The organism is Streptomyces sp. NEAU-174 (assembly GCF_052665095.1).
Genome location: NZ_JBQTCE010000004.1, coordinates 514,846 through 531,075, shown reverse-complemented (window position 1 = coordinate 531,075; position 16,230 = coordinate 514,846). Strand labels below are relative to the sequence as shown.

At 71.8% G+C, this 16,230-nt stretch carries 9 protein-coding genes and 1 pseudogene; 5 read left to right on the top strand and 5 right to left on the bottom strand.

The window, feature by feature from the left end:
- Nucleotides 1-234: 234 nt before the first annotated feature.
- Entirely contained in the window at nucleotides 235-1,026 is a 792-nt protein-coding gene (locus tag ACT2CW_RS14735) for a thioesterase family protein (RefSeq protein WP_445516877.1), read from the bottom strand.
- A 110-nt stretch (nucleotides 1,027-1,136) separates the two neighbouring features.
- Between ACT2CW_RS14735 and ACT2CW_RS14730 the strand changes: the two genes are divergently transcribed.
- Nucleotides 1,137-1,793, top strand: coding sequence for a YceI family protein (locus ACT2CW_RS14730; RefSeq protein WP_164434630.1), 657 nt, complete (start codon nucleotides 1,137-1,139; stop codon nucleotides 1,791-1,793).
- Between the two features lie 87 nt (nucleotides 1,794-1,880).
- On the opposite strand, the gene ACT2CW_RS14725 is transcribed toward ACT2CW_RS14730, so the two are convergent.
- Nucleotides 1,881-2,255, bottom strand: coding sequence for a winged helix-turn-helix transcriptional regulator (locus ACT2CW_RS14725; protein WP_037947419.1), 375 nt, complete (start codon nucleotides 2,253-2,255; stop codon nucleotides 1,881-1,883).
- A 138-nt stretch (nucleotides 2,256-2,393) separates the two neighbouring features.
- Between ACT2CW_RS14725 and ACT2CW_RS14720 the strand changes: the two genes are divergently transcribed.
- Both ACT2CW_RS14720 and ACT2CW_RS14715 read left to right on the top strand, forming a co-directional pair.
- A complete protein-coding gene (locus ACT2CW_RS14720) occupies nucleotides 2,394-3,362 on the top strand; it encodes an NADP-dependent oxidoreductase (protein ID WP_375792342.1) in 969 nt (322 codons plus the stop codon).
- A 64-nt stretch (nucleotides 3,363-3,426) separates the two neighbouring features.
- Nucleotides 3,427-3,747: an NIPSNAP family protein gene (locus ACT2CW_RS14715; RefSeq protein WP_164434632.1), complete on the top strand. Its 321-nt coding sequence runs from the start codon at nucleotides 3,427-3,429 to the stop codon at nucleotides 3,745-3,747.
- Between the two features lie 114 nt (nucleotides 3,748-3,861).
- Here the strand turns inward: ACT2CW_RS14715 and ACT2CW_RS14710 are convergent, their stop codons facing one another.
- Nucleotides 3,862-4,305, bottom strand: a complete 444-nt coding sequence (locus ACT2CW_RS14710; protein WP_445516876.1) for a hypothetical protein — start codon at nucleotides 4,303-4,305, stop codon at nucleotides 3,862-3,864.
- Nucleotides 4,306-4,572: 267 nt separating this feature from the next.
- On the opposite strand from ACT2CW_RS14710, the gene ACT2CW_RS14705 reads away from it, so the two are divergent.
- Both ACT2CW_RS14705 and ACT2CW_RS14700 read left to right on the top strand, forming a co-directional pair.
- Nucleotides 4,573-5,847 carry a glucarate dehydratase family protein gene (locus ACT2CW_RS14705; RefSeq protein WP_164434637.1) on the top strand — a complete coding sequence of 425 codons (1,275 nt, stop codon included), beginning with the start codon at nucleotides 4,573-4,575 and terminating at the stop codon, nucleotides 5,845-5,847.
- A 228-nt stretch (nucleotides 5,848-6,075) separates the two neighbouring features.
- Complete coding sequence (locus ACT2CW_RS14700) at nucleotides 6,076-7,938, top strand: glycoside hydrolase family 9 protein (RefSeq protein ID WP_445517019.1); 1,863 nt, start codon at nucleotides 6,076-6,078, stop codon at nucleotides 7,936-7,938.
- Between the two features lie 77 nt (nucleotides 7,939-8,015).
- Here the strand turns inward: ACT2CW_RS14700 and argG are convergent, their stop codons facing one another.
- The gene (argG, locus tag ACT2CW_RS14695; protein ID WP_182473887.1) at nucleotides 8,016-9,464 is read right to left on the bottom strand and encodes an argininosuccinate synthase; all 1,449 of its coding nucleotides are present in this window, start codon (nucleotides 9,462-9,464) and stop codon (nucleotides 8,016-8,018) included.
- Nucleotides 9,465-9,662: 198 nt separating this feature from the next.
- Nucleotides 9,663-16,166: pseudogene (locus ACT2CW_RS14690) on the bottom strand (type I polyketide synthase); the annotation flags it as partial.
- Nucleotides 16,167-16,230: the final 64 nt, after the last annotated feature.

Sequence of the window (16,230 nt, the reverse complement as noted above, 5' to 3'; positions counted from 1 at the left end):
ACGCCTTTCCGCCGCCTGGTAGCGCACCCGGGCCGGCGTGGCGGAGTGCGCCGAGAGCTGTCCTCTCGCGCTGGACCGGGGTAGATACCGGGTCCGCGCCGATCAGGGGCATGGAGGACCGCGGCCGCCGAGCGGTCGCGCCAGCTCTGCGTCAGGCAGAGTGGTTCGTTGCTTGCGGGCTCATCGTACAGGGGGAGCCGCCACCTCGCCGGTGGCGGCCTGTCCCGTGCGCGGTCAGGTGCCGGGCAGGGGCCGTACGGTGAGGATCTGCTGGGCGTGGCCGACCGGACCGCGCAGGTCGTGCAGCACGGTGCTGGTGATGCCCTGACCAGTGCCGCCGAAGGTGACCGTGGTGTCCAGCCCGGTCCAGCGGCCCTCGGGCTGCCGGTGGAGATGGATGGTCAGGTCGACGTTGGGGAACATCCAGGTGGTGGGCGACTGCCGTACGGCGATGCCGTTGGCGGTGTCCACGAGCGCGATGTACGAGGCCAGCGGGGTGCTGGTCTGCCCGGCCACCAGGCCGAGCGGGGTGGAGACCCAGAGGGTCGCGCGGCCCGGCTCGCGCGGTGCGAGCGGACGGGAGTCCAGGGAGGCGATGTACCCGCCGGGCCACAGCGAGGCCATCGACCAGGGGGCGAGCCGCTCGGGAGGGGTGAGCCGGTCCCCGGGGCCACCGGCCACGGCGGCGGTGTCCACGGTGGCCAGGAGCCAGGCGCGCGCCCGGACCACGGGACGGTCGGCGATGAGCACCACGGCCTCGAGGAGTTCGATGGTGCGGCCGGGCCGGATGGTCTCCACCCGGATCTCGCACTCGTCGAGGGCGAGGCGCCCGAGGATGTCGAAGCTGATCCGGCTGAGCAGCAGCCCGGTGTGCGGCCGGGTGGCGAGGTGGCGGTCGATGGCGTGGACGATGAGCCCACCGAGCGGGCTGAAGTGCTGTTCGTCGGTGCTCCAGGCGCCACTGACGTGGGAGGTGGGCTTGTAGCGGTACTCGTCGATCGGCTCGTAGTAACTGTCGGTCGTCAACGGGGGCTTCTCCTCGGGGGGTGCATCGCAGACACTTACTCAAGATCCTTGAGTATCTGCTCTTGATCAAGGGTTGCGTCATCCCGTAAGTTGAAATAACAACGGGTGGCATGAACCTGTTCAGCCGCAGTACCTCCCGCCGCGCGATCGCCAGCGCCGCACCGGAGGCCCCCACTACTCGGGCGACGTCCAGCGCCGTCGCTCTGCCGGACCCCGGCCTCGCGGCTCTCACCGGAGAGTGGATCGTCGACCCGGCGCACAGCCGGATCGGTTTCTCCGTCCGGCACGCCATGGTGAGCACGGTGCGTGGCGCCTTCACGGAGTTCGAGAGCCGACTCTACTTCGACGGCCGTGACCCGCGCCGTTCCCGGGCCGAGGTCCTGCTGTCCACCGCCAGTGTCCAGACCGGTGTCGAGCAGCGCGACGACCACTTGATGGGCCGGGACTTCCTGGACGCCAGAACCTTTCCGCACATCCGGTTCATCAGCACCGCCGTGGAGGTCTCGGGCCCGGACGTCTACCGCATGGCCGGGGAGCTCACGATCAGAGACATCACCCGCCCCGTCGTCCTGGAGCTCACCTATATCGGACATGTCACGGATCCCTTCGGCTACCAGCGGGCGGGCTTCGACGGCACGACCACCATCAACCGCTCCGAATGGGGGCTGACCTACAACGCCAGGCTGGCCGAGGGCGGCGCCCTGGTGAGTGAGAAGGTCCGCCTCCAGTTCGACATCGCCGCCATCCGCACCGCCCCCACCGCCTGACAAGAGCCCGGACCAGGGCGCCCGCTCGCTCCGCGAGAAGGGTGCTGAGGGGGGGCCGGGCGGCGACCGGCAGGGGAACCGGCGCCGTCACATCGGCTTCGCGGCCGAGGCGGTGAGATCCAGATTGTCCTCCACCCACAGACGCAGATTCCTGAGCGGGACGGACGCGCTGTGGCCCAGGGAGGAGAGCTCGTACTCCACATGGAGCGGAACGGCCGGGTAGACGGTCCGCTCCACCAGCCCGGCGTCCTCGAGGCGCCGCAGTGTCTGGGTGAGCACCTTGGGGCTGATCCCCTGAAGCCGGCGCTGTAGCGCGCCGAATCGCAAGGGGCCGTCCTCCAGGGCTCCGATGGCCAGCGCCGACCATTTGTTCGCCAGCAGATCCAGCATGGCGCGGCACGGGCACTGGGCCTCGTACACATCATGATGGGCATGCTGGCCCGTGTGGCATCGCGTACTCATGGCGGAAACCTTCCGGGCTACGTCGTACTATCCAAAAGGTAGCAGTGTCCCTTGTGGGTAACCAGGTCCCTGAGGTTAGCGTGCGAGCGCGTTCGGAGAGCGGGCGCGAGAGATACGGATGAGCTCAGGAGGCAACACGTGTCCAGGTCCATGATGCGTGCGGTGGTACAGGACGCGACCGGCGGCCCGGAGGTGCTGCGCGTCGCGGAGGTCGCGCGGCCGGAACCGCTGCCCACCGAGGTGCTGGTGCGGGTGCACGCCGCCGGCGTCAACCCGGTCGACTGGAAGACCCGTCAGGGCGGCGGTATGGCGGGCGTGCTGGGCGAGCCGCCGTTCACCCTGGGCTGGGACGTCTCCGGTGTGGTCGAGGAAGCCGGGTTCGGGGTGACCACCCTGGCCCCGGGCGACGAGGTGTACGGAATGCCGTGGTTCCCCCGTCAGGCGGGCGGCTACGCAGAGTTCGTGACGGCCCCCTCCCGCCAGTTCGCCCGCAAGCCCGCCACGTTGAGCCACGAGGCGGCGGCCGCCGTGCCGCTCGCGGCGCTGACGGCCTGGCAGATCCTGGTGGACACGGTCAAGGTGGAGGCCGGGCAGCGGGTTCTGGTGCACGCCGCCGCCGGTGGCGTCGGCCACTTCGCCGTCCAGTTCGCACGGCACCTGGGGGCGACGGTCGTGGGGACCGCCCGGAAGAGCCGCCACGAGTGGCTCGGCGGGCTCGGCGCGGCGGAGCTGATCGACTACACCGAGCAGCGCTTCGAGGACGCGGTCGAGGACGTCGATGTGGTGATCGACCTGCTGGGAGAGGGGCACGACGCGACCAGTACCCGTTCCCTGGAGGTGCTGAAGAAGGGCGGACTGCTGGTGGCCGTCCCCGGTGGCGTCAGCCCCGAGCTGCGGGAGGCCGCGGACGCCCGCGGTGTGCGCACCAGCCCCTTCCTCGTCGAGCCGGACGGCGCCGCCCTGACCACCATCGCCGGACTGATCGACCAGGGTGCGGTGGAGGTCGAGGTGGCGGACGTCTTTCCGCTGGAGGAGGCCGCCCGCGCCCACCGCCAGGGGGAGGACGGCCACACCCGCGGCAAGCTGGTGCTCCGCACCGGCGCCTGACCGTTCCCCGGCCGACACCCGAGACCACTTCGCACGACGCTCACACCAGCCCCAGGAGACGCGCATGTTCTACGAGATCCGCCGCTACCAGACCAGGCCCGGCCGCCGGGAGGAATGGGTCAGCTTCATGGAGGAGGTGATCATTCCCTTCCAGACGGCGCAGGGGATGAACGTCATCGCCTCGTTCATCGACGAGGAGGACCCCGACGGCTATGTGTGGCTGCGGCGCTTCGCCGACGAGGCGGAGCGGGTGCGGCTCTACGAGGCCGTCTACCAGAGCGAGCGGTGGCAGCAGGAGATCGGCCCTCGGGTCGAGGAACTGCTGTTCCGGGAGAAGATCCAGGTCACGCGGGCCGTGCCCACGCCCGCGTCCGGGCTTCGCTGACCGCGACGGCGCCACCGACGCGACGGTCGTCCGACGATGACGGGCCCCGCCGCGACCCCGTAACCACACGGCCCCGCCCGGCACCACACGGCTCCGGGCGGGGCCGCGCCATGGTCACCCGGAGGCGGTCCGGACGGCGGCGGGCGCTGCGGCCTCGGCCCCGCCACGGCCGCTGCCGGCGCGGCGGATGAAGTAGACACCGGCGGTGGCGAGCAGCGAGGCCGCGGAGAGCGCGTAGAGGCCGCCGTTGGTGCTGCCCGTCGTCTCCTCCAGATAGCCGAAGAGGGTGGGGGAGACGAAGCCGCCCAGGTTGCCCAGGGAGTTGACGACGGCCAGCCCCGCGGCCGTGACCTTGAGGTCGAGCGTGGACTTGGCCAGCGGCCAGAAGAGGTTGGCGGCGCACTTGCTGCCGACGGCGGCCAGGGTGACGGCCGCGAGCCCGAACCACGGGGAGCCCAGGGTGGCGAGGAAGGTGCCGATGGCGGAGAGCACCAGCACGATGGCGAGGTAGGGCCGCCGGTCCGGAACCCGGTCGGTATAGCGGCTCATCGTGTACATCGCGATGACCGCGCAGATCCACGGGATGGCCGTGAGCAGCCCGACCCGAGCCGCCGAGGAAGATGGCGCCGGCCCGGCCGCGCGCGGAGTCCGGCAGCCAGGTGGTGAGGTAGTCCATCACACCGGGGAAGAACCCCGCCTCCGCGATGCCCAGCAGGAACTCCTCGCTTCGTTCACGCACTTGAACCCACTGGCAGTGGGGTGCAGACCCTACCCTTGATAGGGTTCATACATCCGCCATCTGTTCCACCATCTGAATGGACGTCGATGTCTGACGGAGCACCCCTGCGCATCACGGATGTCACCATCACCCCCGTCGCCTTCCGCGACCCGGCCCTGCTCAACTCCGTCGGCGTCCACGAGCCCTTCGCGCTCCGCTCGATCGTGCAGATCCACACCGACGCGGGCCTGACCGGGCTCGGCGAGACCTACGCGGACGAGCTCCACCTGGAGCGCCTGGCGGCCGTCGGACACGAGATCGTCGGGCTGGACGCCTTCGCCACCGAGGAGCTGCACCAGCGCGTCCAGCGGGTCATCGACCGCGTGGGCGGCTCCGGCGGCTCCGGGCTCACCGGCATGATCACCACCAGCAGCACCGTCGACCGCGTCGTCTCCCCGTTCGAGGTGGCGCTCCTGGACATCCAGGGCAAGGCCATCGGCCGCCCGGTCAGCGACCTGCTCGGCGGCGCCGTGCGGTCCGCCGTCCCGTTCAGCGCGTACCTCTTCTACAAGTGGGCCGCCCACCCGGGCCAGGAGCCGGACGAGTGGGGCGAGGCCCTCGACCCCGACGCCATCGTGGCGCAGGCCCGCCGGATGGTGGACGACTACGGCTTCACGGCGATCAAGCTGAAGGGCGGCGTCCGGCCCCCCGAGGAGGAGATCGAGGCGATCCGGGCGCTGCGCCGCGCCTTCCCCGATCATCCGCTGCGGCTGGACCCCAATGCGGTCTGGACGACGGAGACCTCGGTGAAGGTCGGGCGCGCGCTCGAGGGCGTGCTGGAGTATCTGGAGGACCCCACCCCCGGGATCGACGGCATGGCCGCGGTCGCCCGCGAGGTCCCCATGCCGCTGGCCACCAACATGTGCGTGGTCGCCTTCGACGAGCTGGCCCCGGCGGTGGCCGCCGACGCCGTCCAGGTCGTCCTCTCCGATCACCACTACTGGGGCGGGCTGCGCCGCTCCAAGCTGCTCTCCGGCATCTGCGACACCTTCGGCATGGGCCTGTCCATGCACTCCAACTCACACCTGGGCATCAGCCTGGCCGCGATGACCCACCTCGCCGCGGCCACCCCGAACCTCACCTACGCCTGCGACACCCACTGGCCGTGGAAGACCGAGGACGTGATCGTGGACGGCGCGCTGACCTTCGTGGACGGCGCGGTGCCCGTGCCGGGCGCCCCCGGCCTCGGTGTGGAGCTGGACCCCGACGCCCTGGCGCGCCTGCACGAGCAGTACGTCCGGTGCGGACTGCGCAACCGCGATGACACCGGGTACATGCGGCGCTTCGACCCGTCCTTCCAGGCGGATCTCGCCCGCTGGTAGCCCCCCGCCACCACGGCTCACCTCCCGCGATACCTCGATCGAAGGAGGCGGGCCTCGGTCACCTGGTGTATCCGGATTTCGGCTAAGCGTACGAAGCTCCAGGCCAGGGCCTCTTCCTAGCCTCTGAGGGACGGAATGGACGCCGAACCCCGGAAGTGCTGAGTCTTGTCTGCTACCGCTCCTCGCGTACGGATCACCCCTGATCGGACCGACCGCCGCCGCCGGCGCATGGTGGGCGCGGCGGTCGCGGCCGGACTGACCCTCGGCGCCCTGGCCGCGCCCGCGGCGAGCGCCGCCGACCACCACGCGCGGCACACCGCCGGGACGGGCGCTCCCAAGGCCGACACCGGCTCCCCGGTGCGGGTGAACCAGGTCGGCTATCTGACCCACGGCCCCAAGAAGGGCACCGTGGTCACCCCCGCCACCAAGCCGCTGACCTGGACGCTCCGGGCCGCCGACGGCACCGAGCGGGCGCGCGGCACCACCACCCCCGCGGGCGTCGACCCCAGCTCCCGGCAGAATGTCCAGATCTTCGACTTCGGCAGGATCATGGACGCGGGCGAGGGGTACACCGTCACCATCGACGGGAAGAAGAGCGAGCCGTTCGCCATCGGTGATCACCTCTACGACTCGCTGCGGAGCGACGCGCTCGCGTACTTCTACCACAACCGCAGCGGCATCAAGATCGACGCGGACCTCGTGGGCTCCAAGTACGCCCGTCCCGCGGGCCACGACAAGGCGGCCCCGCACCGGGGCGACACCGACGTCCCGTGCGTCAAGGGCGTGTGCGACTACCGCCGGAATGTCGCCGGGGGCTGGTACGACGCCGGTGACCAGGGCAAGTACGTCGTCAACGGCGGTATCTCGGTGGCCCAGCTGATGTCCGCCTACGAGCGCACCCGCACCGCCAAGGGCGCCGACGCCGCGTCGCTGGGCGACGGCAGGCTCCGGGTGCCCGAGCGTGGCAACGGCGTCCCGGACATCCTGGACGAGGCCCGCTGGGAGATGGACTTCCTGCTGCGCATGCAGGTGCCGAAGGGCAAGCCGCTCGCCGGTATGGCGTTCCACAAGGTGCACGACAAGCAGTGGACCGGGTTCCCGACCCGGCCGGACCAGGACCGGCAACAGCGCGAGCTGCACAAGCCGTCCACTGCGGCCACGCTCAACCTGGCGGCGTCCGCCGCGCAGAGCGCCCGGCTGTTCAAGTCCTACGACCCGGAGTTCGCCGCCCGCTGTCTGCACGCGGCCCGGGCCGCGTGGGACGCGGCCAAGGCACATCCGAAGATCTACGCCGGCGACAACGACTCCACGGGTGGCGGTGCCTACGGCGACCGCCACGTCGGCGACGAGTTCTACTGGGCCGCGGCCGAGCTGTTCATCACCACCGGCGACCACGGCTACGCCAAGGCGGTGCTCGACTCGCCGCTCCACCGCGACGTGGGCGCGCTCTTCCCGCGCGGCGGCGGCATGTCGTGGGCCTCGACCGCGGGCCTCGGCGCGCTGGACCTGGCCACCGTCCCCAACAAGCTCACCGAGCGGCAGCGCGCCGAGGTGCGCGCGATGGTGACGAAGGCCGCAGACCGCTACGCCGCCGACTCCGCGAAGTCGGCCTACGGCGTGCCGTACGCGCCGAAGGACGGCACGTACGAGTGGGGCTCCAACAGCCAGGTGCTCAACAACATGGTCGTGCTCGCCACCGCGCACGACCTGACGGGCAAGGACCGCTATCTCGACGCGGTGCTCCGCGGCATGGACTATCTGCTGGGCGGCAATCCGCTCAACCAGTCCTATGTCACCGGCCACGGCGAGCGGGACTCGCACAACCAGCACCACCGCTTCTGGGCCCACCAGCGCGACCACCGGCTGCCGCATCCGGCACCCGGCTCGCTGGCGGGCGGCCCGAACTCCGGGCTCCAGGACCCGGTGGCCAAGAAGAAGCTGAAGGGCTGCGCCCCGGCGATGTGCTACACCGACAGCCTGATGGCGTTCTCCACCAACGAGATCACCATCAACTGGAACGCCCCGCTGGCCTGGATCGCCTCGTACGTCGACGGTCTGGGCGGCGGCGCGGCGCAGCGGCCCGTGCGCTGACCCGGCCCGGCCGGAACACGCCGCCGCCCACCCGCGCTCGGGCGCGGGTGGGCGGCGGACCAGAGGAAGCGGGGAGGTCAGTCGGCGCCGAACTCCATCGCGGCGCGGTCGAGCAGCTTGTCCTGTCCGGACACATGCCCGTCCGAGGCGATCGCCTCGGAGGCGCCCTGCGGCATCGCGCCGATCAGCCCGGTGGAGGCCGCCTGCGCGGCACCGATCAGCGCCGGATGCGAGCTGCCGACCATGCCGAGACCGGCGTACTGCTCCAGCTTGGCGCGCGAGTCGGCGATGTCGAGGTTGCGCATGGTCAGCTGGCCGATCCGGTCCACGGGACCGAAGGCGGAGTCCTCGGTCCGCTCCATGGAGAGCTTGTCCGGGTGGTAGCTGAACGCCGGTCCTGAGGTGTCCAGGATGGAGTAGTCCTCACCGCGCCGCAGCCGCAGGGTCACCTCGCCGGTGATCGCCGCGCCGACCCAGCGCTGGAGCGACTCGCGCACCATCAGCGCCTGCGGGTCCAGCCAGCGGCCCTCGTACATCAGCCGGCCGAGGCGGCGCCCCTCGGTGTGGTAGGTGGCGACGGTGTCCTCGTTGTGGATCGCGTTGACCAGCCGCTCGTAGGCCGCGTGCAACAGCGCCATGCCCGGTGCCTCGTAGATGCCCCGGCTCTTGGCCTCGATGACGCGGTTCTCGATCTGGTCGGACATGCCCAGCCCGTGGCGTCCGCCGATGGCGTTGGCCTCCAGCACCAGATCGACGGCGGAGGCGAACTCCTTGCCGTTGATCGTCACCGGCCGGCCCTGCTCGAAGCCGATCGTGACGTCCTCGGCCGCTATCTCGACCGACGGGTCCCAGAACCGCACGCCCATGATCGGCTGGACGATCTCGATACCGGTGTCGAGGTGCTCGAGCGACTTGGCCTCGTGGGTGGCGCCCCAGATGTTGGCGTCGGTGGAGTACGCCTTCTCCGCGCTGTCCCGGTAGGGCAGGTCATGGGCGAGCAGCCACTCCGACATCTCCTTGCGGCCGCCGAGCTCGCTCACGAAGTCGGCGTCCAGCCACGGCTTGTAGATCCGCAGGGAGGGGTTGGCCAGCAGGCCGTAGCGGTAGAACCGCTCGATGTCATTGCCCTTGAAGGTGGAGCCGTCGCCCCAGATCTGCACATTGTCCTCGAGCATGGCGCGCACCAGCAGGGTGCCGGTGACCGCCCGCCCGAGCGGAGTGGTGTTGAAGTAGCTGCGGCCGCCGGAGCGGATGTGGAACGCCCCGCAGGCGAGGGCCGCGAGCCCCTCCTCCACCAGGGCCTCCCGGCAGTCCACCAGCCGGGCGACCTCCGCGCCGTACGTCGTGGCGCGCCCGGGGACCGAGGCGATGTCGGGCTCGTCGTACTGGCCGATGTCGGCGGTGTAGGTGCAGGGCACCGCGCCCTTGTCGCGCATCCACGCGACCGCTACCGAGGTGTCGAGGCCGCCTGAGAAGGCGATCCCGACGCGTTCGCCGACAGGGAGGGAGGTGAGAACTTTGGACACAGCAGGAGTATGCAGGGTTACGCATGATCATGCAAGGCCCTGTCCTCACCCGGCGGCTGCGACCGGTCTCCGGACCGAGCCCGCCGCAGGCGGGGCCGCTGGTCCCCGCCACCCCAGCCCACGACGGCATGACGGCCGCACACGACCGCCGTCCGCCCCCACTCGGAGACGGACGGCGGCCTGCTCAGGGCGGTGACGTCAGACGGCGGCCGGGAAATGGCCCTCCCGCACGAAGAACTCCACGTAGGTGGCGAAGAGCTCCTCGGTCAGCGGCGGGCAGCTGATCCCGGTGCCCTCCAGCGCCGCCTCCGTCTCGGTGGTGTCGAAGGGCGGATAGAAGGAGTCGGTGTCGGAGGCCATCATCTCGAACGCGTGCAACAGCGGCAGCAGCGCGTTCTCCCGGTCGGCCCGCACCGCGGCGCTCCACCGCTCCCAGTCCGTCTCGTCCAGCCGGTAGCCAAGGCGGCGCAGCTGGGACACGCAGTCGGCGAGGCTCAAGGAGCTGCGGTTGAACAGGTGGAACGTCCCCCCGGAGGTCTCCGGTCGCATGGAGATGCCGAGGATCGCCGCGCTGACGTAGTCGACCGGCAGCAGATGGAAGCGGCCCCCGGCATCGGCCGGGACGCTCCCCGCCTGGAGCAGCCCCTTGAGGCTGAGCCATACGAAGTCGCGGGTCTGGCAGGCGCCGTTGCGCTGGTCGCCCGAGATCACATCGACCCGGTAGACCGAGACCGGCAGACCCCGGTCGCGGGCGAGGCCGATCAGCTGCTCGGCGACCCACTTGCTCTGAAGATAGCCGCTGGGCAGCGTCTCCGCGGGGCCGGTCGGGTCGGTCACCTTCAGCGGTACGCCCTCGGTGACCGGGCCGTTGAACACACCGACGGTCGAGACGTGGTGCACGGGCACCGTACGGTGGCGGGCCGCCAGCCGGAGGATCTCCTCGGTGCCGCGGACGTTGGCCGCCCGCAGCGCCGGATACGGATGCAGCCAGTGCACCGTGGCCCCCGCGTGGTAGACGACGTCGACCGTACGGGCCAGGGAGTCGAAGACCTCCGGCGGAAGGCCGAGCCCCTCCTCGGCGAGGTCGCCGACGACCACCACCAGCCGGTCGGGGTCGATGGCGTCCCAGACCCGGTACCACGTGAGGCTCTCGCGCAGCCGCCGGTACGCCGCGGCCTCGTCCGCGCCGCGCACCAGGCAGTGGATCCTGGCCCGGGTGGTGCGCATGAGGTCCCGCAGCAGGAACGCGCCGAGAAAGCCGCTCGCGCCCGTCAGCAGGATCTCCCGCGGGTCCGCGCAGCCGCGTACGACCTCGGACGCGGGCCGGATGTCCGCGCCGAGCCGGATGTCCGCCGCGAAGTCGACGGCGTCCGGGGCGGCGCCGTCCCGGCCGCCGGTCCCGCCGTCCGCCGCGAGCATCTCCGCCTCCAGATACCCGGCCAGGGCGTCCGGGGTGGGATGGTCGAAGACCACGGTGGCCGGCAGCCGCAGACCGGTGAGCGCGGCGAGCCGGTTGCGGAGTTCCACGGACGTCAGGGAGTCGAAACCCAGCTGGGGGAAGGGGCGTTCGGTGTCGATGGCCGTGGCTCCGCCGTGGCCGAGGGCCCCGGACACCTCCTTCAGCAGCGACTCCAGGATCACCTCGCGCCGGCGTGCCGCGGACAGTCCGGCCAGCCGGTCGGACAGCGCCGTGCACTCATCGGCCGCGGCACGGGCGACCGCGCGCGCCGGGACCGGCACCAGAGAGCGGAACAGCGCCGGGACCGGTGGCTGGTCGCGGAGCGTCCCGAGGTCCAACGGGGTGGCGACGGCGTACGGAAGGCCGAGGCGCAGCGCGAGGTCGAGCAGGGCGGGCCCCCGCTCGGCCGGGACCGGGCGGAGGCCGCTGCGGGCGATACGCCTGAGGTCGGTCTCGGTCAGCCCTCCGGTGAGGCCGGTGGCCTGCGCCCACAGACCCCAGGCGAGGGAGGTGGCGGGCAGCCCCCGGGCGGCGCGGTGCTGGGCGAGTGCGTCGAGGAAGGCGTTGGCGGCGGCGTACGTGGACTGACCGGGCCCGCCGACCGCGCTGGCCACGGACGAGAACAGGACGAAGGCGGTGAGGTCCAGCTCCCGGGTGAGCTCATGCAGATGCCAGGCCGCGTCGGCCTTCGGCCGCACCACACCGTCCAGCCGCTCGGCGGTCTGGGACGCGACGAGCCCGTCGTCCAGGACACCGGCGGTGTGGACGACCCCGGTGAGCGGATGTGCCGCCGGGACACGGGCGAGCACCGCGGCGAGCGCGTCCCGGTCGGAGACATCGCATGCCTCGACCGCGACCTCGGCACCGAGTCCGGTCAGCTCCGCCACCAACTCGGCGGCCCCCTCGGCCCGTTCACCGCGTCGGCTGACCAGCAGCAGATGGCGCACCCCGTGCTCGGCCACCAGGTGGCGGGCGAACAGCCCGCCCAGCGAGCCGGTGCCACCGGTGATCAGGACCGTACCCGCGCCGTCCCACACCGGCGGGGCGGTGCGGTGGTCATGGGCCACTCGGGCCAGCCGGGGCACCAGCATCGTGTCCCGCCGCAGCGCGGCCTGCGGCTCGCCCGAGGACACGACGGCGGACAGCGCGGTGTCGGTGAGCGACGCCGGTGGGGCGTCGAGGAGGACGATGCGGTCGGGGTTCTCCGACTGGGCCGAGCGCAGCAGCCCCCAGGCTGCGGCGGCGCCCAGGTCGGTGACGTCCTCGCCGGGGGCCGTGGCCACCGCGCCCGCGGTCACCACCACCAGCCGGACCTCCGCCAGCCGTTCGTCCGCCAGCCACTCCCGCACCAGGCTCAACGCGCGCCCGACGGTGGTGCGGCCCCAGTCGTCGGCGGCGCCGCCGTCCCGGGTGCCGAGGGTGACGCGGACGGCGTCGACGGGGGCACCGGAGGCCACCGCCGCGGCCGCCGCGGCCACATCCGGGAAGACCACGGCCCCCGGGGCGGGGTCCGCTCCACCGAGCACGCCCCAGCGGGCGGCGGGGCCCGCTTCGGCCGGTGCGAGGGGCCGCGCGATCCAGTCGAGACGGAAGAGCGCGTCGTGCGGACGGGTCTTCGAGACGGTGAGCTCGGCGACGGGGAGCGGACGCACCGTCACGGCCGCCGCCTCGGCGACGAGCTGACCGGACGGATCGGTGAGGCGCAGGGTGTACGTACCGCCACCCGCCCCCGGTGCCTCGTCCGCCGTGGCCACCGTGACCGGGGACAGGCGCGCCCGAAGCGTGGTGGCGCCGGTGGCGTACAGCCGCACGCCCCGCCACCGATCGGCCCACGCGGCGGACGCGCCGGTGAGCGACAGTGGGTGCAGCGCCGCGTCCAGCAGGATGGGATGCAGGCCGAAGCCGGCTCCTCGATCCGCCACCTCGGCGGGCAGCCGGAGCTCCGCGAACAGCTCTTCGCCGCGCCGCCATACCCCGGTGAGCCCCTGGCAGGCCGTCCCGTAGGCCGTGCCCGTCCCGTCGGGCCGCTCGTAGAAGCCGTCCACCGGGACCGGTTCCGCGTCCTCGGGCACCGCCCACGGCGCGGTCGGCGGGGCGGCCGGAGCGCCGGGGCCCACACTGCCGTGCGCGTGCCGCAGCCAGGAGACGCCGCCGTCCTCCGGCCGGGAGTGGATGGTGATCGCCCGCCGCCCGGATCCGTCGGGCGCCCCGATCCTCACCCGCAGCCGGACCGCGCCGCCGGACGGCAGGGCCAGGGGCGCGTCCGGTGTGAGCTCCTCCAGCACGGGGCAGCCGACCTCGTCACCCGCCCGCATGGCCAGCTCGACCAGTGCGGCACTCGGCAGGACGGCGGTGTCCGCCACCGTATGGTCCGCGAGCCAGGGGTGGGTGTGCGACGACAGCCGGCCGGTGAACACGGCCTCGTCGGTGTCGTCGAGCAGCAACGCCGCTCCCAGCAGCGGGTGTTCGGCGGGCTGGAGGCCGAGCCCGGCGGCGTCGGTGTGCGGTGTGGCCGCGTCCACCCAGTAGCGCCGGTGCTGGAAGGCGTAGGTGGGCAGGTCCACCGTGCGGGCCCCGGTGCCGTCGAAGAACGCCCGCCAGTCGGGACGTGTTCGCGTGCCGTGCAGCCGGGCGAGACCACCGACCAGGCTCCGCGTCTCGGCCTGGTCGCGCCGCAGCAGCGCGATGGCGGTAGTGGTCCCGGACAGGTCGGCGAGGACGTCCTGGGCGAGGGCGGTGAGCGCACCGCTGGGGCCGATTTCGAGGAAGGTCGTGGCTCCGTGCTGGTGGAGGGTGGTGATGGCGTCGGAGAAGCGTACGGGTTGGCGGGCTTGTGCGGTCCAGTAGTCGGGGGTGCGGAGGTCTTGGTCGGTGGCGAGTTGTCCGGTGAGGGTGGATACGACTGGGAGGGTGGGTGGGGTGTGGGTGAGTTCTTTGGCGGTGGTGCGGAGTTCTTCGAGGATGGGGTCCATGTGGGGGGAGTGGAAGGCGTGGGAGACGGTGAGGTGGTTGGTGCGTCGTCCGAGGGTGGTGAAGTGGTGGGCGATGGTGGTGGCGGTGGTGTGGTCTCCGGAGATGACGAGGGAGGTGGGGGTGTTGAGTGCGGCGATGGTGGCTTGGTGGGGGTGTTGTTCGAGGAGGGGTGTGAGTTCGGTTTCGGTGGCTTGGATGGCGATCATGGTTCCGCCGTGGGGGAGGGTTTGCATGAGGTGGGCGCGGGTGGTGACGAGGCGGGCGGCGTCGTGGAGGGTGAGGATGCCGGTGATGTGGGCGGCGGTGAGTTCGCCGATGGAGTGTCCGGTGACGAGGTCGGGGGTGATTCCCCAGGATTCGAGTAGCCGGTACAGGGCGACTTCGAAGGCGAAGAGGGCTGGCTGGGTGTATCCGGTCTCTTGGAGCAGGGTGGCTTCGGGGGTGCCTTCCTCGGCGAACATGATGTCTTTCAGGGGGCGTTCCAGGTGGGTGTCCAGTGCTTGGCACGCCTTGTCGAGGGCCGCGGCGAACGCCGGGTAGGCGGCGTACAGTTCCCGTCCCATCCCGGCACGCTGGGCGCCCTGACCGGAGAACAGGAACGCTGTTCGTCCCGTCGATCTGGTTCCGGTCACCACGTTCGGGTCCGGCTGTCCCTCCGCCACCGACCGCAGCCCCGCGATCAGATCTTCCCGGTCGGCACCGACCACGGCCGCGAGATGGTCGTGTGCGGTGCGGGTGGTGGCCAGGGACCAGCCGATATCGGCGGCATTCGCCTCCGGGTGGGCGATGGCGTACGCGGCCAGCCGCCCGGCCTGGGCCCGCAGCCCCTCCTCATCGCGCGCCGACACCAACCAGGGCAGCGTGGGCGTCGCTCCGGTCCGGATGGGTTCCCCGCCCGGGACGTCCTCCTCCGCCTCGGTGTACTGCTCCAGGATCACATGGGCGTTGGTGCCGCTCACCCCGAACGCGGAGACGGCGGCGCGCCGGGGGCGGCCGGCCTCCGGCCAGTCGGTCGGCTCGGTGAGGAGTTCCACCGCCCCGGCAGACCAGTCGACCATGGGTGTCGGCTCGTCCACGTGCAGGGTCTTGGGCAGCACACCGTGCCGCATCGCCTGCACCATCTTGATGACGCCACCCACCCCGGCGGCGGCCACGGTGTGCCCGATGTTGGACTTGAGCGAGCCGAGCAGCAGTGGCCGCTTCCGGCCCTGGCCATATGTCGCCAGCAGTGCGCGCGCCTCGATGGGGTCGCCGAGCCGGGTTCCGGTGCCGTGTGCTTCCACCGCGTCCACCTCGGTGGCGTGGAGCCCGGCGTCGGCCAGTGCCTGGCGGATCACCCGTTCCTGGGAGGGGCCGTTCGGCGCGGTGAGGCCGTTGCTCGCACCGTCCTGGTTCACCGCGCTGCCGCGCACCACGGCCAGCACCCGATGCCCGTTCCGCCGGGCGTCCGAGAGCCGCTCGACCACGAGCAGCCCGACACCCTCCGACCACGAGGTGCCGTCGGCCGCCGCCGCGAACGACTTGATCCGGCCGTCGGGAGCCAACCCCTTCTGCCGAGAGAAGTCGACGAAGCCACCGGGGGTGGCGGTCACGGTGACGCCTCCGGCCAGGGCGAGCGTCGACTCTCCGGTCCGCAGCGACCGCATCGCCAGATGCAGGGCGACCAGCGAGGACGAGCACGCCGTGTCCACGGACAGCGCGGGGCCCTCCAGCCCGAAGGCGTAGGCGACACGGCCACTGGCGACACTGCTGAGCTTCCCGGTCAGCAGATAGCCCTCGAACTCCTCGGGTCCCTCGAGCCCGAGATAGCTCTGTTCGATCACACCGGCGAAGACACCGGTCCGTGACCCCTTGAGCGTGGCCGGGTCGATCCCGGCGTGCTCGAACGCCTCCCACGCGGTCTCCAGCAGCAGCCGCTGCTGCGGATCCATCGCCAGCGCCTCACGGGGCGAGACACCGAAGAAATCGGCGTCGAACAGCGCCGCCCCGTCGAGGAATCCGGCCTCGCGGGTGTACGAGGTGCCGGGGCGCTCCGGGTCGGGGCTGTAGAGCGCGTCCAGATCCCAGCCGCGGTCGGTGGGGAACGGGCTGATCGCGTCCCTGCCGTCGGCGACCAGCCGCCACAGCTCATCCGGCGAGGCGACCCCGCCCGGGAAACGGCACGCCATGCCCACGATCGCGATGGGCTCCGCACTGGCGCCCTCCAGCTCGGCGATCCGCTCACGCGCCTTCTGGAGGTCGGTGGTCACCCACTTCAGATAGTCGACCAGCTTCTGTTCTCTGGATTCGGCCTGGTTCTGCTCGTTGGACTTGTCAGCGGACACGCGGAATCAG